Raw genomic sequence first — 18,878 nt, forward strand, 5'->3', positions numbered from 1 at the left:
ATACAATACTCCGGCGGATGGAATTTTGACCATCCGGGGACCGCCAGCCCCGGTGGTTTGGCCCAGCATGGTTTCGAGGTCATGCCGGGGAGCCTAAAATCCTAAGTTGCTCTTCAAGGATGCCGTGCGCAGGGACGCACAACGAAATGCAGTATAGCACAAATTGGGCCGGATTGCAACGGAAAATGCGGAAAATCAGCGGCAAGCCTGCACCTTTCTGCCGGAAGTGCAAAAAAGAAGCTGCCGGGATGCGGCAGCTTCAGGGGAAAATCAGCCTCTGGGGTGGCCAACGTAGACCAGCGCGATGGTGTCGGGGCCGGTGTTGGCGGAGACGACGCCGCCCAGCGGGAAGACGATGAGCGGGTCTTTGCCGAAGGCTTTGCGGCAGGCCCGGATGAGGTCGTCCTTCTGGGGGATGTTGGTGTGACCGATCATATAATCGAAGTCCTCTACACCCTCGCTGCGCTTTTTGGCCAGCTCGACCATGGCGGGCACGACCTTGTCGTCGCCGCGCACCTTGGCCTCCACCTTGGTCTTGCCGTCGATGAGGGTGATGATGGGGCGGATGCCCATCAGCTCACCCATGACGGCGGCAGCGGCGGAGATGCGGCCGCTCTTCTTCATCTGCTTGAGGCTGAAGGGGCCGAGGACAATCTCGATCTTGTCCATCTGCGCCTCAAACTCGTGGATGACGTGGCTGATCTCCGCGCCGTTCTTCAGCTTGCGGGCCATCTCGCACACATACCAGCCGAAGGGCATGGAATAGGTGTGAGGGTCCAGCAGGTGGATCTTCAGGTGGTGCTCCGGGCGCTCTTCGCGCAGCATCCCCTGTGCCATGACGGCGTTGTTGTAGGTGGAGGAGCCGGAGCGGTTGATGGGCACATGGATGACATCCGTATAGCCTTCGTCCACGTACTGGCAGTATTTTTCGCAGAACTGCAGCGGGGTGATGGCGGCGGTGGAAGGGATGCCCTTTGCCGCGCGCATCTTCTCGTAAAACTCTGCGTTGGTGCAGCTCTCCCGCTCCACATAGTCCACATCATCCAGCAGGATGTGGAAGCCCATAATGTCAATGCCGTATTTCTCGGCCAGCTCCTGCGGGATGTCGCAGGAGGAATCGGTCAGGATCGCGATCTTGCTCATAATGTCCCTCATTTCCATTCATAATCTCGTAAGTGGCCGTGGTCCAGCAGCTCCGGGAAATCCCACTGGCGCAGGACCTCGTAAACGCCCACGGCGACGCTGTTGGACAGGTTCAGGCTGCGGCAGGTGTCCCGCATGGGCATCCGGATGCAATGTTCCTGATTGGCGGCCAGCAGGGCCTCCGGCAGCCCGGCATCCTCCCGCCCGAAGACGAGGTAGGCCCCGTCCGGGTAGGCGACGTCGGTGTAGCGCTGGGGCGCCTTGGTGGTGAAGTAGTAGAACGGGCCGCTGTTTTTGGCGAAGAAATCTTCCAGCCCGTCGTAATAGGTGATGTCCAGATAGTGCCAGTAATCCAGCCCGGCATGTTTGAGCTTTTTGTCGTCAATGGCAAAGCCCATGGGGCCAACCAGATGCAGGCGGCAGGCGGTGCAGGCGCAGGTGCGGGCCACGTTGCCCGTGTTCTGCGGGATGCGCGGCTCCACCAGCACGATGTTCAGGGTCGGTTTTTCGTTCATCGTCCGGCCTCCTCAGAACTCGCGCTGCGGGCAGAGCCGGGGCAGCAGCGGCTCGAACCAGACGCCGAAGCGGGTGTCCTGGTCGGCGGGGGTCTTCTGGATGGCCAGCGAGACGAACTCGGCGGCGTTGTCGGCGGCAGCGCTCAGGGCGTTGCCCTGGATGAGCGAGCCGATGAGAACGGCTCCGTACAGGTCGCCCGTGCCGGGGAAGCTGCGGTCGATGTGCAGCTTCCGGATGACAAAGCGGTCCCGGCCGGAACCGGCACAGCCGATGTATTTGCCCATGGGCAGCCCGGTGACGACGGCATTGGGGGCCAGTGCATCCAGTTCATCGGCCAGCGTCTGGGCCGCGGTGTCGTCCAGCGGCCCGGCTGCGGCATTCTTTTGCAGCAGCAACGCAGCCTCGGTGGCGTTGGGCAGGATGAGGTCTGCCCGGCGGGCCAGCTCTCGCATCCGGTCGATGAAGGCCGGGGTCACGGTGGAATAGGCATGGCCGTTGTCGCCCATCACAGGGTCCACGATCTTGCGGGCCGCAGGCCAGAGGTCAAAGGCCTTTTCGGCCAGCGCGATCTGCTCCTCGCCGCCGAGGTAGCCGGTGTAGATGCACGCAAAGTCCAGCCCCAGGTCGTGGTAATGCTCCAGCGCAGCCATGCCGTAGGCGGCACCGTCCATCCGGGCCGGGGTGCCGAAGCCCCCGGTGTGGGTGGAGAGCACCACGGTGGGCAGTGCCACCGGCTGTACGCCCATGACCGACAGCACCGGCAGGATCACCGCCAGGCTGCAGCGCCCCACGCCGGACAGGTCGTGGATGCAGAGAACTTTTTTTGGTTCAGTTGGTTTCAACAAAAATGTGGCCTCCTTCGCGCCATCGAGCGGGTCTGTATCAAACCCGGTGTATCAGCGTATGATACAGTATACCACATTTTGCGGGACAAAAAAAGCGTATAGTGTGTTCTTTTGGCGGAAATACTACCCTCAGCGGCCAGAAATGCAGGGAACGAAAGGAGAAATTTTTATGAGAAATGAACACAGACAGAGCGCAGGCAGCGGCCTGCTGCTGGGCATGGCGGCAGGTGCGGCGCTGGGAGCCGCCAGCGTCGTGGCCATGAACCAGAACCCGCGTCAGGTCAAGCGGACCGCCCGCAAGTTGGCAAAAGGTGCAGAACACGCCGTGACCCAACTGGATGAGATGGTCAGCGGTTTCGTGGAACGGAAGATGGACCTGTAACAACAACAAAAAGGTGCTGCCGCACGGTTCGATGTGCGGCAGCACCTTTTGGGTCGGGCAGACGGTCACTTTTTGTTCCAGATGCACATCCGGGCGGTGGTGTTGATCTCGCCGAGGAGGGCCATATCCATCTGGATGTTGCAGGTCACGGTGATGGACTTGTTCACATCGCTGCCGGTCAGCACCGAGGCGGGCAGGTTCTTGATGGTGAGGGAGGCAGTGCTCTTTTCAAAGTCGCCGGTCAGGGTGCCGTCGTAGGTCACATCGCCGATGGTCAGGCCGGAGAGAGAACCGGTGACGCCCATCTTGGAGACCTGCTTGAGCGGCAGGGTCAGGGTATAGGTGCCGTTGGCCTGCCGGGTAAGGGTGGCGGTGCGGTCGGCGTCGATGCCGCTGTTCGCCATGGATTCCTTATCGGATCGTTCCTTCCAGAATTTGACGCCCACCGTCTGGCTGGACGCAGCACTGGCACCCATGGCCAGCACACACAGCAGCACCAGCGAGAGCAGCGCTGTGCCGGAACGTTTCAGGAATGTCGTCATACTACAAATCGCCTTTCTTTCGCCGCAGAGGCGGCCCATGGACCGGCACAAAAGATTTTTCCACCGGTTTGTCACCGCTAAAATATCATAGACGAAGCAAAATGTCAACCCAAACAAAACAACCGCCTATCGGTCACGATAAGCGGCTGCTCTGCACGACTTCTCCGTCTCGCATGCGCTCGACCGTTCTCCTGGCGGGAGAGCCTTTGGCATCGCGCAGCGATGACGGAGAGGTTCAATGCTTAAATCTCAAAGTTGGGGTCGTCCTTCAGGACATGGATCTCGTCCATGTAGGGGCTCTGCTCCGGGTCCGTGAAGGGAGCTTCCTTGACGTACTTGTTCAGCTGGATGGCGGTACGGGCCGGGTCGGCAATGGTGCCGGCGCCGCCGATGCAGCCGCCGGGGCAGCCCATGCCTTCGAGCAGGTAGCCGTTGTACTTGCCGGCCTTGGCCATCATCAGCAGCTTCTTGCACTCGGCCAGGCCCTGTGCAGATGCGATCTTGACCTCCATGTCGGGGTTCCACTCCTTGATCTTGTCGGCAACGGCCTTGGCCACGCCGCCGGACTGTGCAAAGCCGCGGCCAGCGGAAGAAGCGGAGCAGAGGGCTGCTTCGTTCTCATCGACCTCCAGCAGGCTGGTGTCGATGTCCTTGGCCTCGATGATGCCGGCCAGCTCCTCAAAGGTCAGCACGAAGTCCACATCGCTGCGGACGGTGCGGCGGGAAGCCTCCAGCTTCTTGGCGGCGCAGGGCCCGATGAAGCACATGCGGGCGGTGGGGTCCTTCTGCTTCATCATGCGGGCGGTGAAGACCATGGGGGTCATGGTCATGGAGATGTTCTTGGCCAGATCGGGGAAGGCAGTCTTAGCCATCATGCTCCAGGCCGGGCAGCAGGAGGTCGCCATGAAGTTCAACTCGGCAGGCACCTCTTTGAGGAAGTCGTGAGCCTCGTCCACGGTGCACAGGTCGGCACCGATGGCAACTTCGACCACGTCGTAGAAGCCGATGGCCTTCAGGGCTGCCTTGAGCTTGCCGGTGGAGGCCAGGCTGGGGAACTGGTTGATGAAGGCGGGAGCCACCAGGGCGTAGATGCGGTCGCCGCGGTTGAAGCCCTGGATCAGCTGGTAGATCTGGCCCTTGTCGGCAATGGCGCCGAACGGGCAGTTGACCAGGCACTGGCCGCAGGAAACGCACTTGCTGTAGTCAATCTCAGCACGGCCCAGCTCGTCGGAGTGGATGGCACCCATGCCGCAGGCCGCAGCGCAGGGACGCTCCGTCTTGACGATGGCGTTGTAGGGGCAGACGCCGACGCAGCGGCCGCACTTGATGCACTTGTCCTGATCGATGATGGAACGGCCGCTCTCCCAGGTGATGGCCTTCTTGGGGCAGACCTCCATGCAGGGGTGTGCCAGACAGCCCTGGCACAGGTCGGAGACCTTGACCAGCTTTTCGGGGCAGCGGTTGCAGGCGAACTTGATGACGTTCACCAGCGGGGGATCGTAATACTTATCGGCAATGGAAGCATCTTCCAGACCGGAAACGACGCTGTTGTGCTCGTCCATGCGGCGGGTGGGCAGGCCCATGGCCAGGCGGACGCGCTCCTCAACGATGGCGCGCTCCAGGAAGATGTCCTTGCGCAGCTTGCCCTCCTCACCGGGGATGATGGTGTAAGGGATCTTGCGCATCAGGTGGTTGGCCTGCTCGCCCTTGACGTTGGCATAAGCCATCCGGGCCACCTCGGTGAACACCTGGCGGCGGATCTGGATGACCGTCGTGTTGATTCCTCTAAAGCTCATTCCAAACTCTCCTTGTACAGATACAAAACATCCCGCAGCGGCGCGGCTTTGCAACGCACCCTGCGGCTTTCTTTCCTGCGGGCCTGCTGGTACTGCGCCGCTGCAATCGGCGCACCGGCCCCAAGATTCCATCCTCATTTTAACACAAAGACGTCTGCCTGAAAAGAGCAAACGCCAAAATATGTTAAAGAATTCTCAAATGGCAAAGATGAAGGATATTCAACCGTGAGATTCAGCAAAGTGCTGCCCGCACCCGCTCGCCGTCGTAGCTGCCCAGCCGGACGCGGACGATCTCGCCGCTTTTGCGGCCGGGGGCCGAGACCACCACCGGCACATACAGCCGGGTGTAGCCGGTGAAGAGCGTCTCGCTGAGGGCCGTTTCGAGCAGCACCTCGTCCTCCATGCCCTCATACGTCGTGAGCACGTCCCGGCGGAGTTCTTCGGCAAGGGCGTTCATGGTGCGGCTGCGCTCCTGCTTTTCCCGCTCGTGGACCTGATCGGGGAAATCGTAGGCGGGGGTGCCGCTGCGGCGGGAGTAGGGGAAGACATGCACCTTGAGGAAACCGATCTGCTTCAGGAAGGCGCAGCTCTCCTCAAAGTCTTCCACCGTCTCGCCGGGGAAGCCGCAGATGCAGTCGGTGGTGAAGCTGACGGGCCGGTCGCCGTAGGCGGCGCGGATGTCGGCCACGACCTGGGCGTACTGCTCGGCGGTATAGACGCGGCGCATCCGGCGCAGGGTGGCCGTGCAGCCGCTCTGCAGGCTCAGGTGGAACTGGGGGCAGAGCTTGTCCACTGCGGCAAGCCGGGCGATGAACTCCGGCGTGAGCATGTCGGGGTCCAGGCTGCCCAAGCGGATGCGCTCGATGCCCTCGACCTGGGCGCACTTTTCCACCAGTTCCACAAGGTTGGTGCCGGTGTCGAGGCCGTAGCTGGGCAGGGAGATGGCACTGAGCACGACCTCCCGGTAGCCGGAAGCGGCCAGCTGGCGCAGCTCGTTCAGGATGCTGGCCTCGGCGCGGCTGCGCACCGGGCCGCGGGCGCGGGGGATGACGCAGTAGGCGCACTGGCGGTTGCAGCCGTCCTCTACTTTAATGAACGCGCGCGTGTGCGTCTCGAACCGCTCCACGGGCAGCTCCTCGAACCGCTCGCCGCGCTTGTGGGGGGTGACGGCGACGATCCGCTCGTGGCCGTCCAGCAGCTTGAGCACATTGTCGAGGATGGCCTTGCGGTCGCCGTTGCCGCAGACGAGGTCTGCTTCCAGAAAATTCGCGGCCTCTTCGGGGAAGGCCTGGGGGTAGCAGCCGGTGAGCACCGTCACGGCACCGGGGTTCTCGCGCTTGGCTCGGCGGAGCCACTTGCGGCTCTTCTGGTCGCCGAAGTTGGTCACGGTGCAGCTGTTGACCACAAAGACGTCGGCCTCTTCGCCTTCCGGCACGATGGTGAAGCCGGCCCCCCGGAACATCTGTTCCAGGGCCCCGGTCTCGTTCAGATTGACCTTGCAGCCAAGGGTATAAAAACAAACTCGCATGAGGGGATATCCTTTCTATGGGGAACAAAACCCTCTCAGTCTCGCTTCGCTCGCCAGCTCCCCCAAAGTGGGAGCCTTTGGCACACCGGGAAACCTGTGCTGTTCGCATGGGCCTGATTTGTCAGAACGCAGTGGGCCCTGTCCTCATTGCCAGCAGATGCTGGCCTCTGTCGCGGAGCCCGGACATGTTCGATCCAATAAAAGCCCTGTTCGTTCAGCAGTTTCAAAACCGGCCTGCCAATGGCTCTCCCTTCGGGAGAGCTGTCAAAGCCGACAGGCTTTGACTGAGAGGGCGAGTTCATTTGCAAATAACAGAAACCATCTAATTATAGCAGATTTTTCCCCGTGAGAAAAGAGCATCCCACCCGAATTTTTTGCATAGAATGCAACCAGAGAGTTTACTGCGGGGAGGTACGAGGAATGGAACGGAAAAATCTGGCCCTGCTCTGTGCGGGGGTGCTCTGTTTCTGGCTGTTTGCGCTGGCGTTCGGGTCGGCGCAGGGCGCGGGGCTGCGGGCGGTGAAAACGGAAGCCCCGGCACAGGCCGCTGCGGCGGATGCCCCGGCTGCACAGACCGCCGCCCCGGCAGACAGCCTGTCGCTGCCCTGCCGCGCCGCCGTCCTCATCGAACCGGCAAGCGGCCGGGTGCTCTATGAGAAGAACGCCGACGAGCGGGTGCCCATCGCGTCCATCACCAAGCTGATGACTCTGCTTCTCACCTTTGAAGCCGTCCACGGTGGAAAACTCACGCTGGACACGCCGGTGCCGGTCAGCGAACATGCCTACCACATGGGCGGGAGCCAGATCTGGCTCGAACCGGGGGAGCAATTCACGCTGGATGAGATGCTGCGGGCCATCTGCGTTTCCTCTGCCAACGACGCTGCAGTGGCCGTGGCGGAGCTGGTGGGCGGGAGCGAACCGGTCTTTGTGGAACAGATGAACGCCCGTGCCGCTGAACTGGGGCTGCAAAATACCTCGTTCCGGAACGCCTGCGGGCTGGACGCCGAGGGGCATCTTTCCACCGCGCGGGATGTGGCGGCGCTGAGCTGCTACATCCTGAACACCTGCCCGGAGATCCTGCATTATACGGGGATCTGGACCGACAGCCTGCGCAACGGCCAGACCCAGCTTGTGAACACGAACAAGCTGCTCAAGCGATACAGCGGCATCACAGGGCTCAAGACCGGCACCACCGGTGGGGCAGGGGTCTGCATCTCGGCCAGCGCCACGCGGGATGGGCTGACCCTCATCGCGGTCATCCTGGGTGCGCCGTCCAGCGCCGAGCGGTTCCAGGCCGCGACGGCCCTGCTGGACTATGGGTTCGCAGCCTATGCGGCCGTTCCGGTGCCGCAGCTGCCGGACCGCCCGCTGGAGCTGACCGTAAAGGGAAGCACGGAACAGACGGTGCCGCTGGATTACAGCGCCCTGCCCCAGACCGTGCTGCTGGAAAAGGGGGCCGGGGCCGACCTGCGCACCGAGCTGACCCTACCCGAAACGCTGGAAGCGCCCGTGGAGCGGGGGCAGGCGGTGGGCACTGCCGCAGTTTATGCGGGCGAAACACTGCTGGCCGAGGCCGAGGTGAAGTCTGCTGCGGATGCGCCGCGGCTGACCTTTGGCGGCGCAATGGAGCTGCTGTGGCAGAGCCTGCTGGGCGCATGAAGCGCAAAAGAAACACAACAGCGCCCAAAAGCGGTTCGCTTCGGCAAATCGGCTTTGGCGGGGCTGAACAAAAGATGTCGGGACGACCAAAAGAACACTATTAAAATTGTATGAAATCCTGGGATTTTGGCCTTGACTTTGCGGCGTTGGAACGGTACACTTATACCAAGATAAACCCTCGCAGGGCAACGTGCCCGGCAAAATGTTTGGAGGTTCTGAGAGAATGAGTGTCGTTCTGAATACAAAGCACCTCTCCGGTTTTATCAACGAAGAGGAATATAAGGCCATCTACCCCCAGGTGGAGGCCGCACACCGGCAGCTGGAAGCCAAGAATGGCCCCGGCAATGACTTCCTGGGCTGGATGTATCTGCCCCGCGATTACGACAAGGAAGAGTTCGCCCGCATCAAGGAAGCAGCGCAGAAGATCCGTGAGGACTCCGAAGTGCTGGTCGTGGCCGGCATCGGCGGCAGCTATCTGGGTGCCCGCGCTGTGATCGAGGCCGTCAAGGGCCTGTACCACAACGAGATCGAGAACGGCCTGAAGATCTACTTCTGCGGCAACAGCATCAGCCCCACCTACCTGAACGATGTCATCGCTCTGTGCAAGGGGAAGAAGTTCTCCATCAACGTCATCTCCAAGTCCGGCACCACCACCGAGACCAGCCTGGCCTTCCGTGTGCTGCGCAAGCTGCTGGAAGACGAGATGGGCGTGGAAGAGGCCAACAAGCGCATCTATGCCACCACCGACCGTGCCAAGGGCACCCTGAAGCAGCTGGCGGACGCACAGGGCTGGCCCACCTTCGTCGTTCCCGACGACGTCGGCGGCCGCTACTCCGTCCTTTCCGCTGTGGGCCTGCTGCCCATCGCCGCTGCCGGGATCGACATCGACGAGCTGATGAAGGGCGCTGCCGACGCCATGGAGCGCTTCTCCGTCCTGAGTGAGGACAACGACGCTTATAAGTACGCCGCCATCCGCAACATCCTGTACCGCAAGGGCAAGGCTGTGGAGATCCTGGAGTGCTATGAGCCGAACTTTACCCTGATGAACGAGTGGTACAAGCAGCTGTTCGGCGAGAGCGAAGGCAAGGACAACAAGGGCCTGTTCCCCGCAAGCTGCATCTTCTCCACCGACCTGCACTCCATGGGTCAGTTCATCCAGGAGGGGGCCCGCCTCATGTTTGAGACCATCGTCGATGTCAAAAAGCCTGCACAGGATCTCTTCATCGAGAAGCTGGAGGGCAACTTCGACGGCCTGAACTTCCTGGCCGATCAGAACATGAGCGTGGTCAACCGCAAGGCGATGGAAGGCACCATCCTGGCCCACACCGACGGCGGTGTGCCGGAGGTCGTGATCGAGGTGGACGACCTGACTGCTTATAATGTGGGTTATCTGATCTACTTCTTCTGGCGTGCCTGCGCCTGCAGCGGCTACCTGCTGAGCGTCAACCCCTTCAACCAGCCGGGTGTTGAGAGCTACAAGAAGAACATGTTCGCACTGCTGGGCAAGCCGGGTTACGAGAACCTGACCGCCGAGCTGGAAGCAAAGCTGAAGTAAGCTGGAAAATAAATGATCTCCCGCCGCAAGGCGTGGAAAATACAGGAGGACAGAACTATGATTAAACTGATTGTTGGTGCAAAGGGCTCCGGTAAGACCAAAGCAATGATCGACATGATCAATGATTCGGTCAAGACCTCCAAGGGCAACGTCGTCGTTGTCGAAAAGGGCATGAAGCTCACCTATGACATCGCTCCTGCTGCTCGCCTGATCGATCTGGACGAGTACAAGATCTCCGGCGGCGAGATGCTGTATGGTTTTATCGCAGGCCTGATGGCAAGCAACTACGATATCACCGATCTGTACATCGACGGCATCCTGAAGGTGCTGAACCACGACATCAACCGCCTGGGCGTGGTGCTGGACGAGATCGCTGCCATCGCCGGTGATTCCGTCCGCGTCGTCGTCACCGTCAGCGCAGACGAGGCCGAGCTGCCCCACAACGTCAAGAAGTACCTGTGATTTTCTGAACGGAAACCATCCAAGCGGGCAGGAAACCGGAAAATTTGAAATTTTTTCGGTTTTCTGCCTGTTTTGGTGTTGACAAAGGAACGCTTTGGCGCTATACTAACAAAGCAGCCTTTTATGAGGTGTACTATGCAATTTGACCTGAGAAAGTTTATCGCGACCGGCACGAAGCCCTACCACGCAGAGTTTCCCTGTGATTTGTCTGCCAGGGATTTTGCCGGCGCAAGGATCGAACAGCCTGTGACCGCCTGCTTTGATGCAGAAACGGACGGCGACGAAGTCCGGATGACACTGCGGGCAAAAGCATTGGTGCACGGAGAGTGCGCCCGCTGCCTGGACCCGGTCGAACGGGAAGAGGCGGTCGAAGCGGAGTGGACGGCAAAGGAGCGAGATCTGGACGACCCGGATTTCGATCTTCCGCTGGACGAAAAAGGCCATCTGGATGTGGACGAATGGCTGGCCCAGGAGTTCCTGTTCCAGATCCCGACGGTGCTGCTGTGCAGCCCGGACTGCGCGGGGTTATGCCCTCGCTGCGGCAAGAAGAAGGCAGAGTGTGTCTGCCCGCCAGAGGAAGAGGAGACTGCTCCCGCTGACGCAAGGCTCGCGATCCTCAAATCACTGCTGAACTGAGAAACCCATCAAGGAGGTGCAAAAATATGGCAGTACCTAAGAGACATCTTTCCAAGGCCCGCCGCGACAAGCGTCGCAGCAATGTTTGGAAGCTGGAGGCCCCTGCACTGGTCAAGTGCAGCAACTGTGGCTCTCTGAAGCTCCCCCACCAGGCATGTGGCAACTGCGGTTACTACAAGGGCGAGGAAGTCATCAAGAAGGCCTAATTTGCGCAAAATTGGTGGCACATTGGTGTTATGTTGAGAAGGGGATGGCGCAATGCCTTCCCCTTCTTCTTTTGTCCAACCCTCTCAGGCGCTTCGCGCCAGCTCCCCCAAAGTGGGAGCCATTGGCAGTCGGATGAAGTCTGATGGAACTGAATTGAGACGAACGTACGGAAAATTTGTGATTCGGTCGTTTGGCCGGAAGCAGAAAAGGCAGGTGAAGCAGAGTGGCGATCAAGATCGAGCGCGTTGAAAAGGGGAGCGAAGCCCAGGCGCTTGGCCTGCAGCCCGGCGACGAGCTGCTGAGCGTGGACGACAATGAACTGAACGACACGCTGGACTACGATTTTTATACCGACAGCAGGAGCTTTCACCTGAAGGCAAAGGTGGCGGATGGCATCCGGGAATGGGATGTCAGCCGGGAGGAGCGCGGCCCCTTTGGCTGCGATTTCCACACCTACCTCGGCGACGAGAAGCACACCTGCTCCAACCACTGCATGTTCTGCTTCATCGACCAGATGCCCCCCGGTATGCGCGAGAGCCTTTACTTCAAGGATGACGACGAGCGCCTGTCCTTTCTGTTCGGCAACTATATCACCATGACGAACATGCAGGACCATGAGATCGACCGCATCATCAAGATGCACATCTCGCCGATCAACATTTCGGTCCACACCACCAACCCCCAGCTCCGCGTCCGGATGCTGGCCAACCGGCGCGGCGGCGAGGTGCTTCAATACCTGCCCCGCCTGGTGCAGGGCGGCATCGCCATCAACTGCCAGCTGGTGCTCTGCCGGGGCATCAACGACGGCGATGAGCTGCGCCGCACCCTGACCGACTTGCTGGAACTGACCCCCATGGTGCAGAGCATAGCCGCCGTGCCCTGCGGCGTGACGGACTACCGCAAGAACCTCTACCCGCAGGTGCCCTACGACGCCGAGACGAGCGCTGCTGTCATCGACATTCTGGAAGCGTTCGGCGACGAGTGCAAGCGCCGCCACGGCAAGCGGATCATCTACCCCAGCGACGAGTGGTATCTCAAGGCAGGGCGGCCCATCCCGCCGCCGGAGTTCTATGAAGACTACGACCAGCTGGAAAACGGCGTGGGCATGATGAGCCTGTTCCGCGAAGAGTTTCTGGCTGAGCTGGAAAAGCCTCACCGCATCTACGGCACCAAGCAGCTGGATGTGGTCACGGGCACCATGGCATCCCCCCTCATCTGTGAGATGATGGACGAGCTTCACCGCCAGTACCCGATGATCGAGGTCACGGTCCACACCATCCAGAATAAGTTCTTTGGCGGCAATGTCGGCGTGGCCGGTCTTGTGACGGCCACCGACATCATCGCCCAGTGCGAGGGCCGCCTGAAGAGCGGGACGCTGGGCATCCCGGCCGTCATGCTGCGGGAAGAGAAGGATACCTTCCTGGACGATGTGACCATTGCGCAGCTGGGCGAGCGGCTGGGCGTCAAGGTAGAGGTGCTGCCCGTCAGCGGCGGCGACGAAGCCCGCGCCCTGCTCCGCAGCGGCCTGCATATTTCGAGAAGAAGACATTGAGATAAGAGATAAGAGATAAGAGACTACTCTGAAAGGAGGAACCCCCATGAGCAAACCGATCGTAGCAGTCGTGGGCCGCCCCAACGTGGGCAAATCCACCCTGTTCAATAAACTGTGCGGCCAGCGTCTGGCCATCGTCGAGGATACCCCCGGCATCACCCGCGACCGCATCTTTGCCAACTGCGAGTGGAACGGCCACGATTTCCTGCTGGTGGACACCGGCGGCATCGAGCCGAAGGCCACCGAGGGCATCCTGGCCCACATGCGGGAGCAGGCACAGATCGCCATCGACACCGCCGACTGCATCATCATGGTGGTGGATGTCCGCAACGGCCTGACCGCCGCCGACGAGGACGTGGCCCACATGCTCCGCCGCAGCCACAAGCCGGTCATCCTGGCCGTCAACAAGTGCGACAATGTCGGCGAGGCTCCCATGGAGCTGTACGAGTTCTACAACCTGGGTTTTGAGGAAGTCATGCCCATCTCGTCCGTCCACGGCCACGGCACCGGCGACCTGCTGGATGCCGTCTGCGCCCATCTGGATTTCAGCGAGACCGTGGTGGAGGAGGACCGCATCCCGGTCGCCATCATTGGCCGCCCCAACGTGGGCAAGTCCAGCCTGACCAACCGCATCCTGGGCGAGAACCGGATGATCGTGGCCAACGAGGCCGGCACCACCCGCGACGCCATCGACACCCCTGTGGACAACGCCTACGGCAAGTTCATCTTCACCGACACCGCCGGTCTGCGCAAGCGCAGCAACATCACCGACGGACTGGAACGGTATATGGTCGTGCGCGCGCTGGCAGCCGTTGAGCGCAGCCGCGTGGCTCTCATCCTCGTGGACGCCACCGTCGGCTTCACCGAGCAGGACAGCAAGGTGGCCGGTTACGCCCACGATCAGGGCAAGGCCTGCATCATCGTCGTCAACAAGTGGGACGCCGTGGAGGGCAAGGAGACCAACACCATGGAGCTCCAGCGCCGCGGCTATGCCGAGTGCTTCAGCTTCATGGGCTATGCTCCGATCATCTTCATCTCCGCACAGACGGGCTATAACGTCAACAAGCTGATGCAGCTCATCCGCGATGTGGACGCCCAGAACGGTGCCCGTGTGCCAACCGGCGTGTTGAATGAGATGCTGGCCCGCGCCACCGCCCGGATGCAGCCGCCCAGCGACAAGGGCCGCCGCCTGAAGATCTTCTATCTGACCCAGGCCTCCACCCGTCCGCCGACGTTCGTGGCCTTCGTCAACTCCAAGCAGCTGTTCCACTTCAGCTATCAGCGCTACCTCATCAACCAGATCCGCGAGAACTTTGGTCTGGAGCACACGCCCATCCGGCTGGTCATCCGCGAGCGCGGCACCGGCTCGGTCGGTGCAAAAGATGTGTAAGGGGGCAGACGGTTGATGATGACGATCCTGATCGTCCTCGCTGCCGCGGCGCAGGCATACCTGCTGGGCAGCATCGACACCGGCATCCTGGTCAGTAAGTACCTCTACCACGATGACGTCCGCAACTACGGCAGCGGTGCCGCCGGCATGACCAATATGCTGCGCACCTTTGGCAAAAAAGCCGCAGCCCTGACCGCTGCGGGAGATGTGCTCAAGGGCGTGGCGGCGGTCTGCATCGGCCGGTGGCTGTTTGGCTTCCTGCCCGAAAACGCAGCCGTTTCGCCCTACCTCGGCGTTTATCTGACCGCCATCCTGGCCGTGGTCGGCCACCTGAAGCCTCTCTACTTTGGCTTCAAGGGCGGCAAGGGTGTGCTGGTGGCGGGCGGTGCCATTCTGGCCATCCAGCCCATTCTGCTGCCCTTTCTGGCGGCGATCTTCCTGCTCTGCCTGCTGCCCACCGGCATGGTCTCACTGGGCAGCATCGTCATGGCCGCGTCCTACCCGGTGCTGACCCTCCTCTACGGTCTGCTCAAGGGGCTGGCCGTGGGCGACCTTGTCGTCTGCGTGACCGGTGCGGCCATCATGGGCGGCATGGTCGTCTATATGCACCGTGCCAATATCCAGCGCATCCGCGCAGGGCAGGAGTACCGCTTCGGCCGGAAACACAAAAAATAAAAAAACTTGAAAAAAGAAGTTGACAAATCTCTCCATTGCTGGTATAATAACTCACGTCGCAAGACACGAAACCAAACATGTGGGGGATTAGCTCAGCTGGGAGAGCGCTTGCATGGCATGCAAGAGGTCAGCGGTTCGATCCCGCTATTCTCCACCAAAAAAGCACTGTACTTCGTAGGAAGTACGGTGCTTTTCTTTTTTACTGAAGCCGATTTTGGGGGTTGCATTGCTTCGCCTGCACCGTTTTTGGGCTTTTGCAGGCGGTCGAGTTACGCCCCCGCGATTCCGCGCTATGCAACAAACGAGAGGCATCTTCGTCTGGGTACAGCACAGACGGAAACGCCTCTCTTTTCGTTTTTGAACGATATTATTCGTAGTCGATGGGCAGGGTGGGCAGGCCGTTGAGCTCCAGCCCGGCGGTGTGCCCGGCGATGTACTGGTAGTAGCCCTGGGCGGCGATCATTGCGCCGTTGTCGCCGCAGAACTTGAGCTCCGGCAGGTAGACTTTGGCACCCAGCTTCTGTGCGCCGTCGTTGACGAGCTGGCGCAGCCGGCCATTGGCTGCGACGCCGCCCGCCAGGCAGACCTGCTTCGCTCCGGTGTCGGCTGCGGCCAGGAGCAGTTTTTCGGCCAGGATGCCTGCGATGCGCTCCTGAAAGCTGGCGGCAAGGTCGGGCACGTTGACTTCCTCGCCCTTCATCTGGGCCTTGTTCACCTCGTTCAGCACGGCGGTCTTCAGGCCGGAGAAGCTGACGTTGTACTTGCCGTCCACATGGGGCACCGGCAGGCGGTAGGCTTTGGGGTCGCCGGTCTTGGCAGCGTTGGCAACGCTCGGCCCGCCGGGGTAGGGCAGACCCAGCGTCCGCGCTACCTTGTCAAAGGCTTCGCCTGCCGCATCGTCCACGGTGTGGCCGAGGATGTGGTAATGGGTGTAGTCCTGCACTTCCACGATGTGGCTGTGGCCGCCGGAGGCCACCAGACAGAGGAAGGGCGGCTTGAGTTCCGGGTGGGTGAGGTAGAGCGCCGCGATGTGACCGCGCAGATGATGCACCGGCACCAGCGGCTTGTCGGCCGAGTAGGCCAGCCCTTTGGCGAAGTTCACGCCCACGAGCACGGCCCCGATGAGGCCGGGCGCAAAGGTGACGGCCACGGCGTCCACGTCGTCGATGGTCTTGTCGGCATCCAGCAGGGCCTTTTTCACGGTGGCGCTGATGAACTCGCAGTGGCGGCGGCTGGCGATCTCCGGTACGACGCCGCCATACAGCGCCTGTTCTTTTACGCTGGTGGAGATGACGTTGCTCAGCAGATGCCGGCCATCCTCCACCAGGGCTGCGGCAGTCTCGTCGCAGGTGGATTCGATTCCTAAAACGATCATAGTATCAATGGGCCTCCAGCCAGTTTTTGCCGGTGTGCACGTCGGTGCTCAGAGGCACGGCGTACTGCACACAGCCTTCCATCTCTTCCCGCAGGATGGCGGCGGCCTTTTCGGCTTCGGCCTCCGGTGCTTCCACGATGAGTTCATCGTGGACGGTCAGAATGAGACGGCTCTCCATTTTCTCGTCCCGCAGACGCCGCCAGACCCGCACCATGGCCAGCTTGATGACGTCGGCAGCCGTGCCCTGGATGGGTGTGTTGCGGGCCATCCGCTCGCCGCTGGCCCGGATGTTCCGGTTGGTACTGGTCAGCTCCGGCAGGGCGCGGCGGCGTCCGAACAGAGTGGAAACGTAGCCGCACGCCCGCGCGTCGGCGATGGTCTTGTCCATGTAGCCGCTTACCTTGGGGAACGCGGCCAGATAATTTTTGAGGAAGACGTCCGCCTCTTTGACGGAGACGCCGATGTCCTTCGAGAGGCTGTACGCGCCCTTGCCGTACATGATGCCGAAGTTGATGGCCTTGGCCGAAGAGCGGATGCGGGGCGTGACGGCCTCCAACGGCAGGTTGTAGATCTTGGCGGCGGTGGAGCGGTGGATGTCCTCTCCGCTGCGGAAGGCCTGCTGCATGTGTTCGTCGCCGGTGATGTGGGCGAGGATGCGCAGCTCGATCTGGCTGTAATCGGCATCCACCAGCACACAGCCGGGCTTTGCGATGAAGTAGGCCCGCAGCTGGCTGCCCAGCTCGGTGCGGATGGGGATGTTCTGCAGGTTGGGGTTGTCGGAGGAGAGACGGCCGGTGCGGGCTTCGGTCTGGTTGAAGCGGGTGTGGATGCGGCCATCCTCCGCGATGACCTTCAGCAGGCCCTCCACGTAGGTGGAGTTCAGTTTCTGGTAGGCACGGTACTGCAAAATGTCCTCGACCAGCGGGTAATCCCGCAGGGATTCCAGCGTCTCGGCGTCGGTAGACCAGCCGCGCTGGGTCTTTTTGCCGTGGGGCAGACCCATGGTATCGAAGAGCATCTCGCCCAGCTGCTTGGGGCTGTTGGGGTTGAAGCTGGTGCTGCCGGTCTCCATCTGGATGCGGGCCAGCACCTCCGAAAGCTCGCTGCGCATCCGCAGGCCGAACGCCTCAATGCCGTCCCGGTCCACCAGGATGCCGGTGCGGGTCATGTCGGCCAGCACCTGGGCCAGCGGGAACTCGATGTCATTGTACAGCGCATCCTCGTCCCGCGCGGTGATCTCAGCCTTCATCCGGGCAAAAAGGTCGGCCAGCGAACCGGCATCGGGCCAGGCCTCACAGGTGAACGCGGCCTGCGTCTTATAGCTTGTCAGCAGCTCGGAGACCTGATATTTCGAAGCCGAGGCGTCCAGCAAGTAGGCGGCCAGCTTGCCGTCCCACACGATGCTGCTGCCCCAGCCGCCGTGGGCCATGGCCAGCGCATAGAGCGGGGCGGAGTCGAAGACGTCCAGCGTCACGGCGGGGTCGTCCAGCAGGCGGACCAGCGCGTCGTCTGACAGGGGATAGACGGTGGTGTCCTGCACGGCATACCAGGCTTCCGGCTGAAGCACGACGTTTTTCGTGCCCTGCTTGCCGGTCACGGCAGGCCGCGCGGCCAGCAGGTAATGCCCGGACGGCGTCAGGGGCAGGACGTCCACGCTGCCCTCCACGGCGGGCAGCGTCTCCGGGTCGGCCGCCGGGGCGACGCCGTCCAGCCCGAACCGGGGAATGAGGGAGTGGATCTCCAACTCCTGCAGGAGCTTCACGGCAGCGGCCTTGTTGCCCTCGCCCACCTTGTAAGCGCCCTCGGCGGTGTCGATGGGCGCATCGGTGCGGATGGTGCCCAGCAGATGGCTCAGCTCGGCATCGGCCTTGCATTCCAACAGGTGCTCCCGCTGCTTGGGCTTGATGACCTTGTCATCAATATTGGCATACACGTTTTCCAGTGTGCCGAACTTCTGCACCAGCGCGAGAGCGGTCTTTTCGCCGATGCCCCGCACACCGGGGATGTTGTCGGACGTGTCGCCCATCAGGCTCTTCACCTCAATGAGCTGCCGGGGCTGGATGCCGTATTTTTCCTCAATGGCAGCCACATCCATGGCCACGGTCTTGCTGCGGCCCATGGCGGTGGTGGCCAGCAGGACCGTGGTGCTCTCGCTTACCAGCTGCAGGCTGTCGCGGTCTCCCGTGGCCAGGAAGCAGTCGTCTTTGCGGGCGTCGCAGGCTGCGGCCAGGGTGCCCAGGATGTCGTCGGCCTCCCAGCCCTCGGCCGTCACTTCCCGGTAGCCCAGGTCGGCCAGCAGCTCTTTCAGCACCGGCATCTGCTGCGCCAGCTCTTCGGGCATCCCATGGCGGGTGGCTTTGTAGCCATCGTACATCTTGTGGCGGAAGGTGGGGGCTTTGAGGTCGAACGCGACGGCGACCTCGTCCGGGTCGTACTCCTTGAGCAGAGAGAGCAGAATATTCAGAAAACCATAAATGGCGTTGGTATAGCGGCCGTCCTTGGTGGTCAGCAGCTTGATGCCGAAAAAGGCACGGTTCGCGATGCTGTTGCCGTCAATGACCAGTAAACGCATAGGCTTTGATCCTCCGTAACATAATTTCACATCTTATAGTATA

At 61.4% G+C, this 18,878-nt stretch carries 17 protein-coding genes, 1 tRNA gene and 1 riboswitch; of the genes, 10 read left to right on the forward strand and 8 right to left on the reverse strand.

The window, feature by feature from the left end:
* Window positions 1-8: 8 nt before the first annotated feature.
* Window positions 9-112: riboswitch (PreQ1-III riboswitch) on the reverse strand.
* A gap of 158 nt (window positions 113-270) precedes the next feature.
* The 3 genes from DWY95_RS01075 to DWY95_RS01085 are packed head-to-tail and all read right to left on the reverse strand — an operon-like array spanning window position 271 to window position 2,504.
* Entirely contained in the window at window positions 271-1,161 is an 891-nt protein-coding gene (locus DWY95_RS01075; protein ID WP_097792701.1) for a DegV family protein, read from the reverse strand.
* The gene (locus DWY95_RS01080; protein ID WP_118551631.1) at window positions 1,152-1,658 is read right to left on the reverse strand and encodes a tRNA (cytidine(34)-2'-O)-methyltransferase; all 507 of its coding nucleotides are present in this window, start codon (window positions 1,656-1,658) and stop codon (window positions 1,152-1,154) included. Before DWY95_RS01080 ends, DWY95_RS01075 begins: the two co-directional genes overlap by 10 nt.
* A 12-nt stretch (window positions 1,659-1,670) precedes the next feature.
* Window positions 1,671-2,504, reverse strand: a complete 834-nt coding sequence (locus DWY95_RS01085; RefSeq protein ID WP_243082501.1) for a bifunctional hydroxymethylpyrimidine kinase/phosphomethylpyrimidine kinase — start codon at window positions 2,502-2,504, stop codon at window positions 1,671-1,673.
* 169 nt (window positions 2,505-2,673) lie between these two features.
* Here DWY95_RS01085 and DWY95_RS01090 point away from each other — a divergent pair, with 169 nt between their 5' ends.
* Entirely contained in the window at window positions 2,674-2,886 is a 213-nt protein-coding gene (locus DWY95_RS01090; protein ID WP_097792699.1) for a hypothetical protein, read from the forward strand.
* Between the two features lie 65 nt (window positions 2,887-2,951).
* Here the strand turns inward: DWY95_RS01090 and DWY95_RS01095 are convergent, their stop codons facing one another.
* The 3 genes from DWY95_RS01095 to mtaB form a co-directional block, all read right to left on the reverse strand.
* Window positions 2,952-3,428 (reverse strand): pilin, encoded by a 477-nt coding sequence (locus DWY95_RS01095; protein WP_118551633.1) that lies wholly within the window; start codon window positions 3,426-3,428, stop codon window positions 2,952-2,954.
* Window positions 3,429-3,670: 242 nt separating this feature from the next.
* A complete protein-coding gene (locus DWY95_RS01100) occupies window positions 3,671-5,224 on the reverse strand; it encodes a 4Fe-4S dicluster domain-containing protein (protein ID WP_118551635.1) in 1,554 nt (517 codons plus the stop codon).
* Between the two features lie 232 nt (window positions 5,225-5,456).
* The gene (gene mtaB / locus DWY95_RS01105; RefSeq protein WP_118551637.1) at window positions 5,457-6,752 is read right to left on the reverse strand and encodes a tRNA (N(6)-L-threonylcarbamoyladenosine(37)-C(2))-methylthiotransferase MtaB; all 1,296 of its coding nucleotides are present in this window, start codon (window positions 6,750-6,752) and stop codon (window positions 5,457-5,459) included.
* A 420-nt stretch (window positions 6,753-7,172) separates the two neighbouring features.
* On the opposite strand from mtaB, the gene DWY95_RS01110 reads away from it, so the two are divergent.
* The 9 genes from DWY95_RS01110 to DWY95_RS01150 all read left to right on the forward strand — a co-directional run bounded on the left by DWY95_RS01110 (window position 7,173) and on the right by DWY95_RS01150 (window position 15,045).
* Window positions 7,173-8,411, forward strand: a complete 1,239-nt coding sequence (locus DWY95_RS01110; RefSeq protein ID WP_118551639.1) for a D-alanyl-D-alanine carboxypeptidase family protein — start codon at window positions 7,173-7,175, stop codon at window positions 8,409-8,411.
* Between the two features lie 223 nt (window positions 8,412-8,634).
* A complete protein-coding gene (locus tag DWY95_RS01115; RefSeq protein ID WP_118551641.1) occupies window positions 8,635-9,966 on the forward strand; it encodes a glucose-6-phosphate isomerase in 1,332 nt (443 codons plus the stop codon).
* Between the two features lie 57 nt (window positions 9,967-10,023).
* On the forward strand, window positions 10,024-10,428 hold the full coding sequence (locus DWY95_RS01120; protein WP_118551643.1) for an ATP-binding protein: 405 nt from the start codon (window positions 10,024-10,026) through the stop codon (window positions 10,426-10,428).
* A 135-nt stretch (window positions 10,429-10,563) separates the two neighbouring features.
* Window positions 10,564-11,064, forward strand: a complete 501-nt coding sequence (locus DWY95_RS01125) for a YceD family protein (protein ID WP_118551645.1) — start codon at window positions 10,564-10,566, stop codon at window positions 11,062-11,064.
* 26 nt (window positions 11,065-11,090) lie between these two features.
* Window positions 11,091-11,270, forward strand: coding sequence for a 50S ribosomal protein L32 (gene rpmF / locus DWY95_RS01130; protein WP_005920250.1), 180 nt, complete (start codon window positions 11,091-11,093; stop codon window positions 11,268-11,270).
* Window positions 11,271-11,494: 224 nt separating this feature from the next.
* Entirely contained in the window at window positions 11,495-12,823 is a 1,329-nt protein-coding gene (locus DWY95_RS01135) for a DUF512 domain-containing protein (protein ID WP_118551647.1), read from the forward strand.
* 46 nt (window positions 12,824-12,869) lie between these two features.
* A complete protein-coding gene (gene der, locus DWY95_RS01140) occupies window positions 12,870-14,213 on the forward strand; it encodes a ribosome biogenesis GTPase Der (RefSeq protein WP_097792690.1) in 1,344 nt (447 codons plus the stop codon).
* 15 nt (window positions 14,214-14,228) lie between these two features.
* Entirely contained in the window at window positions 14,229-14,888 is a 660-nt protein-coding gene (gene plsY / locus DWY95_RS01145; RefSeq protein WP_118551649.1) for a glycerol-3-phosphate 1-O-acyltransferase PlsY, read from the forward strand.
* A gap of 81 nt (window positions 14,889-14,969) precedes the next feature.
* Window positions 14,970-15,045: transfer RNA gene (locus tag DWY95_RS01150), tRNA-Ala, on the forward strand.
* Window positions 15,046-15,255: 210 nt separating this feature from the next.
* Here the strand turns inward: DWY95_RS01150 and tsaD are convergent.
* Together tsaD and polA are read right to left on the reverse strand one after the other, a co-directional pair.
* Entirely contained in the window at window positions 15,256-16,263 is a 1,008-nt protein-coding gene (gene tsaD, locus DWY95_RS01155) for a tRNA (adenosine(37)-N6)-threonylcarbamoyltransferase complex transferase subunit TsaD (RefSeq protein WP_118551651.1), read from the reverse strand.
* 4 nt (window positions 16,264-16,267) lie between these two features.
* Window positions 16,268-18,835 (reverse strand): DNA polymerase I, encoded by a 2,568-nt coding sequence (polA, locus tag DWY95_RS01160; protein ID WP_118551653.1) that lies wholly within the window; start codon window positions 18,833-18,835, stop codon window positions 16,268-16,270.
* Window positions 18,836-18,878 lie beyond the last annotated feature (43 nt).

The organism is Faecalibacterium sp. AF28-13AC (assembly GCF_003478405.1).
Taxonomy (GTDB): Bacteria; Bacillota; Clostridia; order Oscillospirales; family Ruminococcaceae; genus Faecalibacterium; species Faecalibacterium prausnitzii_E.

Coding starts and splice junctions, on each gene's coding strand:
- DWY95_RS01125 (WP_118551645.1), top strand. CDS start 10,564: ATGCAATTTGACCTGAGAAAGTTTATCGCGACCGGCACGAAGCCCTAC.
- DWY95_RS01090 (WP_097792699.1), top strand. CDS start 2,674: ATGAGAAATGAACACAGACAGAGCGCAGGCAGCGGCCTGCTGCTGGGC.
- DWY95_RS01075 (WP_097792701.1), bottom strand. CDS start 1,161: ATGGAAATGAGGGACATTATGAGCAAGATCGCGATCCTGACCGATTCC.
- DWY95_RS01110 (WP_118551639.1), top strand. CDS start 7,173: ATGGAACGGAAAAATCTGGCCCTGCTCTGTGCGGGGGTGCTCTGTTTC.
- DWY95_RS01115 (WP_118551641.1), top strand. CDS start 8,635: ATGAGTGTCGTTCTGAATACAAAGCACCTCTCCGGTTTTATCAACGAA.
- DWY95_RS01080 (WP_118551631.1), bottom strand. CDS start 1,658: ATGAACGAAAAACCGACCCTGAACATCGTGCTGGTGGAGCCGCGCATC.
- der (WP_097792690.1), top strand. CDS start 12,870: ATGAGCAAACCGATCGTAGCAGTCGTGGGCCGCCCCAACGTGGGCAAA.
- DWY95_RS01120 (WP_118551643.1), top strand. CDS start 10,024: ATGATTAAACTGATTGTTGGTGCAAAGGGCTCCGGTAAGACCAAAGCA.
- polA (WP_118551653.1), bottom strand. CDS start 18,835: ATGCGTTTACTGGTCATTGACGGCAACAGCATCGCGAACCGTGCCTTT.
- rpmF (WP_005920250.1), top strand. CDS start 11,091: ATGGCAGTACCTAAGAGACATCTTTCCAAGGCCCGCCGCGACAAGCGT.
- tsaD (WP_118551651.1), bottom strand. CDS start 16,263: ATGATCGTTTTAGGAATCGAATCCACCTGCGACGAGACTGCCGCAGCC.
- plsY (WP_118551649.1), top strand. CDS start 14,229: ATGATGACGATCCTGATCGTCCTCGCTGCCGCGGCGCAGGCATACCTG.
- mtaB (WP_118551637.1), bottom strand. CDS start 6,752: ATGCGAGTTTGTTTTTATACCCTTGGCTGCAAGGTCAATCTGAACGAG.
- DWY95_RS01095 (WP_118551633.1), bottom strand. CDS start 3,428: ATGACGACATTCCTGAAACGTTCCGGCACAGCGCTGCTCTCGCTGGTG.
- DWY95_RS01100 (WP_118551635.1), bottom strand. CDS start 5,224: ATGAGCTTTAGAGGAATCAACACGACGGTCATCCAGATCCGCCGCCAG.